Origin of the sequence: Streptomyces sp. SID14478, assembly GCF_010548525.1 — a bacterium.
Taxonomy (GTDB): Bacteria; Actinomycetota; Actinomycetes; order Streptomycetales; family Streptomycetaceae; genus Streptomyces.
The window spans coordinates 1-8,005 of sequence record NZ_JAAGMG010000739.1; the positions used below are offsets into that span (position 1 = coordinate 1).

Genomic DNA, 8,005 nt, shown 5'->3' on the forward strand with positions numbered 1-8,005 from the left:
CGACCACGCTCAACAGGGCCGGGAACCTCGACACCGGCAGGTCCTCGCCGCGCCGCATCGCCCGCTCGCAGCGCACCCAGTGGCTCACCGCGCGCAGCGCGCACAGCACACCGGCGCCGAGCAGCGCGAGCGCGAGCCCGACCCGCCACGCCCACCGCAGGTCGGGCAGGAACTGGTCGACCGCGAAGCCGCCGCCGATCAGCGCCAGCGCGGTGCGCACCCACGCCAGGAAGGTGCGCTCATTGGCCAGCGAGAACCGGTAGTCGGGGGTGTCACCCTCGTCCTTGATCCGCTCCGGCGCGAACCAGAGCCGGACGTTGCGCGCGAATTCGATCACTCGCAGGACCCTACCCGTGGGTCACCGGTGCGCCTTCAGGCGCTCGTACGCGGCGAGGCCGTCCGGCGTCCACGACCCCTCGCCGAGCCGCCGCTCCAGCTCCTCCGGGCTCAGGAACGCGTGCCAGTCGATCTCCTCGGCCTGCGGATGCACCGGCAGGTCGCAGCAGACCTCGTAGACGTACGACCACCAGGACTTCCCGGCGCCGTCGTCGTAGAGGAACTTGAACAACGGGGTGGGCCGCGGAAGTCCGGAGACCCCGAGCTCCTCCTCGGCCTCGCGCAGGGCGGCCTCGTCGTAGCTCTCCCCGGCACCGACCACCCCGCCGACGAACATGTCGTACCACCCGGGGAAGACGAGCTTCGTGGGGGTGCGGCGATGCGTGAAGATCTTGCCGTCCGGGTCCCGGGCCAGGATGAACGCACACCGGTGCCGAAGGTTGCGGGCGTACGCCTCGCCGCGCGGAGCCTGCCCGATGACGCGGTCCTGCTCGTCGACGATGTCGAGGATCTCTTCAGCCGGCTTCATGCGGGGGAGGCTACGCCGCGAAGGTCCGCGGGGCCGGAGCGGCACCGTCGCGCGGGCGCGACCGGCGACGATGCGTGAGGCACGCGGTCACGAGGGGTGAGGCAGGCGGCGACGGTCCGGCGGTCCGGGGCGGCGGGTGAGGCAGGCGGTGGCGGTCTGGCGGTCCGGGGCGGCGGGTGAGGCAGGCGGTGGCGGTCCGGAGGTCCGGTGGAGCGGGACGGTGGCGGTGCGTGCCGCGCTTGCGGACGTCAGTCTCCGGGGGTCCGGTGGAGCGGGGTGGTGGCGGTGCGTGCCGCACTTGCGGACGCCGTCCTTCGACGGTCCGCTGGGACGGCGGTGGCGCGCAGTCGGCCCTACCGCCCGGCCGGCACCCGGTCCCGCTCCCGCGCGGCAGCGCCCGGCATCGCGGGATGCAATCCGAGCAGGACCACCCCGGCCACGATCCCGGCCAGCCCCACCGCCTCCCAGGCCAGCGCCCCGGTGTCCATCCGCAGCCGGTCCCCGAGGAAACCCACCCCGCACACGATCCCGGCCAGCGGCTGCGCGGCGGTCAGGGCGGGCAGTGACATCCGCAGCGGCGCCGTCTCGAACGCGCTCTGCACCAGCACCAGCCCGGTCACCCCGAGCGCCACCACCGCGTACGGCTGCCACCCCGTGAACAGGGCGGTCCAGCCGCCCTCGCCGAGACGCTGCCCGCTGACCCGGGTCAGAGCGTCCTGCACGCCGTACAGCAGGCCCGCCGCGACCGCGAGCAGTACGGGCCCCGCGCTCAGCCGGGACCGTCTGGCGAGGGCCGCGAGCGCCAGCGCGGCGCCGACCATCACGCCGATGATCAGCCAGTGCCGCAGCGGATCGGCCACCGCGGTGCCGCCCCGCGGCTGCCCGGCCACGATGAACGCCGTCACCCCGCCGGCCAGCAGCGACAGCCCGGCCCAGCCCTGGCGGCCGAGCGGCGCTCTCGTCTGGCGGCGCGACAGGACGAGGGCGAACAGGAGGTTCGTGGCGAGCAGCGGCTCGACGAGGGTCACCTCGCCCCGGCCGAGCGCGACGGCACCGAGCGCCATCCCGCACACCATCAGCCCTATGCCGGCGAGCCAGCGCGGCACCCGGATCAGGTCGAGCAGCAGCCGCGGGGAGAGGAAGTCCCCGAGCGGGGCGTGCCGGGCCGCGTTCTGCTGGAGGACGAATCCGACGCCCAGGCAGAACGCCGCGCTCACGGCGAGGACGAGAACGAGAACCGACACGCTGCGCACCTCGGACAGCTGCTGGACGGGCAGGGGTGGGTACGAGGCTGACGATAGCGCCCCGCGGCGCCGTCCGCGCTACGGGTGCCCCCGTCGAGATCCCCGACACCTGACCGCAACCTACTCGTGTCACATCACCAACACGCCAGCTCACAGCGGTGATTGAAAGCGCCGAAAAGTGAACTCGGCGTAGCGCGGGACGAGTTGGTGAAGTCCGTCACGGGTCCGCCCTTGACGCGGAGGGCCCCCTACCGGTTTGCTGTGCGTGATCATCCGCTCCCGGGCCGCGCGACGCCGCGCGGCCGTACCTGTGTCTGCCACGTTCGTTGCTTCGTAGCTGAAAAGAGTCGTAGAGGAACCGCTGCGGTGTCTCCACCCCCGCCTCCGCTCGGGCGCTCCCGCAAGAAGAACGCGCACCCCGCGCACTTCGGTGACCCCGCGCTCGACGACAACGAACTCGTCGCCGCCCGCACCGCGCTCGCCCAGGGCCGCTGGACCGAGGCCCGGGCGCTGCTGGCCGGCACCGGTGACGACTGGGACCTGCGCGGCCACCGCGTCATGGGCCTCGCGCAGGAACCCACTGCGGCCGCCTGGGTCCGCGACTGGCAGCTCGCCGAACCCGAGTCCACGGACGCGCCTGTCCTGCTCGCCTGCGCCGCCGTGCACCGCGCGGTCGCCGGCAAGACCCGCCCCGACAAGGCGCGCGAAGCCTGTACGCAGGCGGCCGCGCAGGTACCCGGCGACCCGACTCCCTGGCTCGGACTGCTCCTTCTGGAGCGGGAGTTGGGCAGCGAGGAGGACGTCGTCCGGCTCTTCGACGAGGTGCGCCACCGCCACCCCGTCCACCACCACGCGCACCACCTGATGGTCGCCCGGCTCGCCGAGCGGCGCCCGGCCGCGGGCCAGGACCCGCTCCACGAGGTGTACGACTTCGCGGCCTGGGCGGCCGAACAGGCGCCGTCGTCCTCCCCCTTGGCCGTGCTCCCGGTCGTCGCGCACGCCGAGCGCTACCGCGTCCTCGCCGGGGCGGGCAGCGAGAGCGCCGACCCGAAGGCGTCCGGGCACTGGACGGGACGGCGGGCCCGCCTCGTCATGAAGGCCGCCTTCGACTGGTGGCTGGAGTGGGGCGACCCCTACGACCGGGCCGGTGTCGCGCACCCGCGCGGCCGCGTCGACCTCAACTTCCTCGCCCACGCCAAGTACTGCGAGGGCCGCCCGGCCGAGGCGGCCGCCCTGTTCCACCGCATCGGACCGCACGTCACCAAGGCCCCCTGGTCGTACCCGGACCGGGACCCGTACGAAGCGTTCCGTGCCGCGCGCAGTGCCGCGCTCGGCTCGGCGTAGACGATCAGCAACCAGCCAGCACACACTCGGAAGGACAACCCCGCGATGACGACGGGCAGTTCGAGCACGAGCACGGCCGATCCGGGCATCAGCACGTTCAAGGGCGAGGAGAGCGCGCTGCGCGCGGGGCGGCTCGGCACCGCGGGGCTGCTGCTGTCCGTGCTCGCCGCGACCGCGCCGCTGATGGTGGTCGCCGGTGTCATGCCCACGACGTTCGCCGTGGTCGGGGCGGTGGGGCAGCCGCTGCTCTTCCTCGTCCTCGGCGTGGTGCTCGCGCTGTTCAGCGTGGGCTACGCGGAGATGAGCCGACACGTCCACAACGCCGGTGCGTTCTACGCGTACATCAGCCGCGGGCTCGGCGCGACCACGGGATCGGCGGCCGCGCTCGTCGCGCTCGTCGCCTACAGCGCGTTCCAGGTCGGCATCTTCGGCATGTTCGGCTTCGAGGTCTCCTCGCTCGCGCAGGAGCACCTCGACGTGCAGATCGACTGGTGGATACCCGCGCTGGTGGCGGTCGCCCTGGTCGCGGTCTGCGGCCTGCTGAAGATCGACATCAACGCGCGGGTGCTCGGCGTGCTGCTGCTCATCGAGGTGGCGCTCGTCGTCGTCTTCGACGTCGCCGCGTTCGGCGACCCGGGCAAGGAGGGCGTGTCCCTGCACGCCTTCAACCCGGACACCCTCTCCGGCGTGGGCATCGGCACCGCCCTGTGCTTCTGCATCTCCGCGTTCGCCGGCTTCGAGCAGGCGCCCGTCTACGCCGAGGAGACCAGCCGCCCGCACATCCTGGTGCCGCGGGTGATGTTCCTCGCCGTCGGCGGCGTCGCCGTCTTCTTCGCGATCAGCTCGTGGGCGCTGACGGTGGCCACCGGCCCCGCGGGGATCGTCGGTGAGGCACAGAAGCAGTCCGCGGGGCTGCTGTTCGGCCTGACGGAGGACCGGCTCGGCGGCACGTTCACGGACATCATGCACGTCCTGTTCATCACCGGGATGTTCGCGGCCATGCTCAGCTTCCACAACGTCGTGGCGCGGTACGCGTTCGCGATGGGCCGCGAGGGCCTGCTCCCGGCGGCGTTCGCACGCACGAACAGCGCCAGCGGTGCGCCCAGCGCGGGTTCGGTGCTGCAGTCGGTGATCGCGCTCGTCGTCGTCATCGGCTTCGCCCTCTCCGACAGCGGCGCGGCGGGCGACCCGACGGCGCCGGTCCTGCACCTGTTCACCTGGGGCGGCAACATCGGCGCCCTCGGCGTCATCCTGCTCATGGCCACCGCGTCCCTCGCGGTCATCGTGTTCTTCGCCAAGCGCGGCGCGGCCGGCGCGCAGGCCTGGCGGCTGATCGCCTCCGGCATCGCGGGCCTCGCCCTGCTGGTCATCGCCGGGTACACGGTCAAGGACTTCGACGTGCTGGTCGGCTCCGGCCCCGACTCGGCCCTGAACTGGCTGCTCCCGGGCGTCATCGTCCTCGCCGCGCTCGTCGGCGTCGCCCACAGCCTCGTCCTGCGCTCCCGCAACCCCGAGGCCCACGCGCGGATCGGCCTGGGCAACGAGGCGTTCCAGCTGGAGAAGAAGGCCGGCTAGCCACCGGTCCGCGGGGCGTACGCGGAAAAGCTGACGAAACGGTGACGGCAACCGGTGAGGCCTGGTATTCGGCCACGCCGGGTGCTCGAATCGAAGCGTGAACGAACGCCCAGGCCCCCGGGCCGACACCGAGGGCGGCGCCCCCGTCGGGCGCCGCCTGATCCTCGGCATGCTCGGCGTGGGGGCGCTCGGCGTCGCCGCGGCGGCCCCGGTCCAGCACGTGCTGGAGAACCTCGCCCAGAAGGACCCCACGGGGCTGAGCGGCATCCTCCCCAACGGCGGCGGCTTCCGCTACTACTCCGTCACCGCCTCCGTGCCGCACAAGTCGGCCGAGACCTACCGCCTCACCGTCGACGGCCTGGTCGACCGCCCCGTCACCTACACGCTTCCCGAACTGCGGGCACTGCCCCAGACCCGCCTCGTCCGCGACGTCCAGTGCGTCACGGGCTGGCGGGTCCCGGGCACCCCTTTCGAAGGCGTACGGCTCTCGCGGATCCTGGACGCCGCGGGAGTGCGCCCGACCGCCCGAGCCGTGCGCCTGACCTGTTTCGACGGGACGTACAGCGAGAGCCTCACCCTGCAGCAGGCCCGAAGGGCCGACGTGCTGGTGGCGCTGCGGATGCAGGACAAGGACCTCGGGCACGCGCACGGCGGCCCCGTCCGCCTGTACGTGGCCCCCATGTACTTCTACAAGTCCGCCAAGTGGCTCTCGGGCATCACCGTCACCGACGAGGTGCGCCCCGGGTACTGGGAGGAACGCGGCTACGACGTGGACGGCTGGGTCGGCCGCTCGAACGGGCGGGAAGATGCACCCACCACCTGAACTGGCCGCCCGTGTACGCCGGTTCACGCGCGCGGAGCGCTGGGTGCACCGGACCACCGCCGTTCTCATGGGCGTCTGCGTCGCCACGGCGGCCTGCCTCTACCTGCCGCAGCTCGCCGAACTCGTCGGGCGCCGCACCCTCGTGGTTACGCTGCACGAGTGGTCGGGGCTGCTGCTGCCCGCCCCGTTCCTGCTCGGCCTCGCCTCGCGGGCCTTCCGCGCCGACCTGAGCCGCCTCAACCGGTTCGGGGCGCACGACAGGACCTGGCTGCGGGCCGCGCTGCGACGTCAACCGGAGCGCCCCGCGGGCAAGTTCAACGCCGGACAGAAACTCTGGGCGGCCTGGCTGGCCGGTGCCGTCCTCGTCATGCTCGGCACCGGCCTGCTGATGTGGTTCACGCACCTCGCGCCGCTGGTCTGGCGCACCGGCAGCACCTTCGTGCACGACTGGCTGGCCCTCGCCCTCGGCATCGTGCTCGCCGGGCACATCGGCATGGCGGTCGGCGACCCCGAGGCCCGCAGGGGCATGCGCACCGGCTACGTCCGCCGGGACTGGGCCGCGCGCGAGCACGGCGAGTGGCTCGACTGACGACGGCCCCGCCGGACGTCACCAGGCGAAGGCCTCCGGGGACGGGCCGGGGCCCGGGAAGATCTCGTCCAGCGTCGTCAACAGGCTCTCCGGAAGCTCCAGTTGGAGCGCCCGCAGCGCCGAGTCCAGCTGCTCCTGCGTCCGCGGACCCACGATCGGCCCGGTGACTCCCGGCCGCGTCAGCAGCCATGCGAGAGCCACCTCGCCGGGCTCGAAGCCGTGCTCCGCGACCGCGTTCTCGTACGCCTCGACCCTCGCCCGCACCTGGGGATCGGCGAGCCCGGCACCCGAGCGGCCCGTCAGGGTGCGCGAGCCGGAACCCTCGCGCTGCTTGCGCAGGGCGCCGCCGAGCAGGCCCTGGTGCAGCGGCGACCAGGGGATGACGCCGAGTCCGTACTCCTGGGCCGCCGGGACGACCTCCATCTCGGCGCGCCGCTCGAAGAGGTTGTAGAGGCACTGCTCGCTGACCAGGCCGACCCGGCCGTGCGCCCGCGCCGTCTCGTTGGCCTGGGCGATCTTGTACCCGGGGAAGTTGGAGGAACCCGCGTAGAGGACCTTGCCCTGTTGGATCAGGACGTCCATCGCCTGCCAGATCTCGTCGAACGGGGTGTCCCGGTCGACGTGGTGGAACTGGTAGAGGTCGATGTGGTCGGTGCCCAGACGGGTGAGCGAGGCGTCCACGGCGCGGCGGATGTTGACCGCGCTGAGCCGGTCGTGGTTGGGCCACGAGGTCTGGTTCCACGGCGTGCCGTCGTTCGTCGTGTCGCCGTACACCTTGGTGGCCAGGACGACCTTGTCGCGCCGCCCGCCGCCCCGGGTGAGCCACGAGCCGATGATGCGCTCGGTGGCGCCCTTCTCCTCGTCGGTGCCGTAGATGTTCGCCGTGTCGAAGAAGTTGACGCCCGCCTCCAGGGCGGCGTCCATCAGGGCGTGACTGGTCTTCTCGTCGGTGGCCCCGGCCTCCCCGGTGAAGTTCATCGTGCCGAGCACGAGCCTGCTGACCTTGAGTCCGGTCCGTCCGAGCTGTGTGTACTTCATGGCGCACAGTCAACGTGCTGGAGTGCGCTCCAGGGCAAGCATTCGTGCGCAATGCATGCAGCTTGGCGGGCGGTGCCCGCCGGATCGGGTCAGCCGAAGTCCAGCAGGACCTTGCACGACGCGGCGCGGTCCGCCGCGAGTGCGAAGGCGCGAGGTGCCTCGGCCACCGGCACCACGGCGCTCACCAGGCCCGCGAGCGCCGGCTGCCGGGCGAGCAGGGCGAGCGCGTCGTCGAACTCGGTGTCGAAGCGGAAGGCGCCGCGCAGCTCGATCTCCCGGCTCACCACCAGGTTCCCGGCGAACGGGCTCTGCCCGGGCGGCAGCATGCCCAGTTGCACCACCGTGCCGCCCCGGCGCACCCGGTGCAGGCAGGTGTCGAGCCCGGCCGCGACCCCGGAGGCCTCGACGGCCACGTCGACCTCGTCCGGCCACCCGGGGTCGGCCGGGTCGTCGGCCCGTACGAGGACGTCGGCGCCGGCGACGGAGGCGAACTCCAGCGCCTTCGGCAGCAGGTCCGTCACCGTCAC

General features: G+C 72.8%; 9 protein-coding genes. 4 read left to right on the forward strand and 5 right to left on the reverse strand.

What is annotated here, in order from left to right; all coding sequences use genetic code 11:
* The 3 genes from G3I40_RS24580 to G3I40_RS24590 form a co-directional block, all read right to left on the reverse strand.
* Positions 1–337: DUF202 domain-containing protein (locus tag G3I40_RS24580; protein WP_164304294.1), on the reverse strand; the 337-nt coding region annotated here is incomplete at its 3' end.
* A gap of 21 nt (positions 338–358) precedes the next feature.
* Positions 359–865 carry an NUDIX domain-containing protein gene (locus tag G3I40_RS24585; RefSeq protein ID WP_164304295.1) on the reverse strand — a complete coding sequence of 169 codons (507 nt, stop codon included), beginning with the start codon at positions 863–865 and terminating at the stop codon, positions 359–361.
* Positions 866–1,218: 353 nt separating this feature from the next.
* On the reverse strand, positions 1,219–2,109 hold the full coding sequence (locus G3I40_RS24590; RefSeq protein ID WP_164304296.1) for a DMT family transporter: 891 nt from the start codon (positions 2,107–2,109) through the stop codon (positions 1,219–1,221).
* 366 nt (positions 2,110–2,475) lie between these two features.
* Here G3I40_RS24590 and G3I40_RS24595 point away from each other — a divergent pair, with 366 nt between their 5' ends.
* The 4 genes from G3I40_RS24595 (at position 2,476) to G3I40_RS24610 (ending at position 6,440) form a co-directional block, all read left to right on the forward strand.
* Entirely contained in the window at positions 2,476–3,453 is a 978-nt protein-coding gene (locus G3I40_RS24595; RefSeq protein WP_164304297.1) for a hypothetical protein, read from the forward strand.
* Positions 3,454–3,498: 45 nt separating this feature from the next.
* The gene (locus G3I40_RS24600) at positions 3,499–5,028 is read left to right on the forward strand and encodes an APC family permease (RefSeq protein WP_164304298.1); all 1,530 of its coding nucleotides are present in this window, start codon (positions 3,499–3,501) and stop codon (positions 5,026–5,028) included.
* Positions 5,029–5,197: 169 nt separating this feature from the next.
* Positions 5,198–5,851, forward strand: coding sequence for a molybdopterin-dependent oxidoreductase (locus G3I40_RS24605; protein WP_164304302.1), 654 nt, complete (start codon positions 5,198–5,200; stop codon positions 5,849–5,851).
* The gene (locus G3I40_RS24610) at positions 5,835–6,440 is read left to right on the forward strand and encodes a cytochrome b/b6 domain-containing protein (protein ID WP_164304299.1); all 606 of its coding nucleotides are present in this window, start codon (positions 5,835–5,837) and stop codon (positions 6,438–6,440) included. Before G3I40_RS24605 ends, G3I40_RS24610 begins: the two co-directional genes overlap by 17 nt.
* Before the next feature lie 18 nt (positions 6,441–6,458).
* Here the strand turns inward: G3I40_RS24610 and G3I40_RS24615 are convergent, their stop codons facing one another.
* A complete protein-coding gene (locus G3I40_RS24615) occupies positions 6,459–7,478 on the reverse strand; it encodes an aldo/keto reductase (protein WP_164304300.1) in 1,020 nt (339 codons plus the stop codon).
* Positions 7,479–7,567: 89 nt separating this feature from the next.
* The coding region (locus tag G3I40_RS24620) for a zinc-binding dehydrogenase (protein WP_164304301.1) at positions 7,568–8,005 on the reverse strand (438 nt) is incomplete at its 5' end.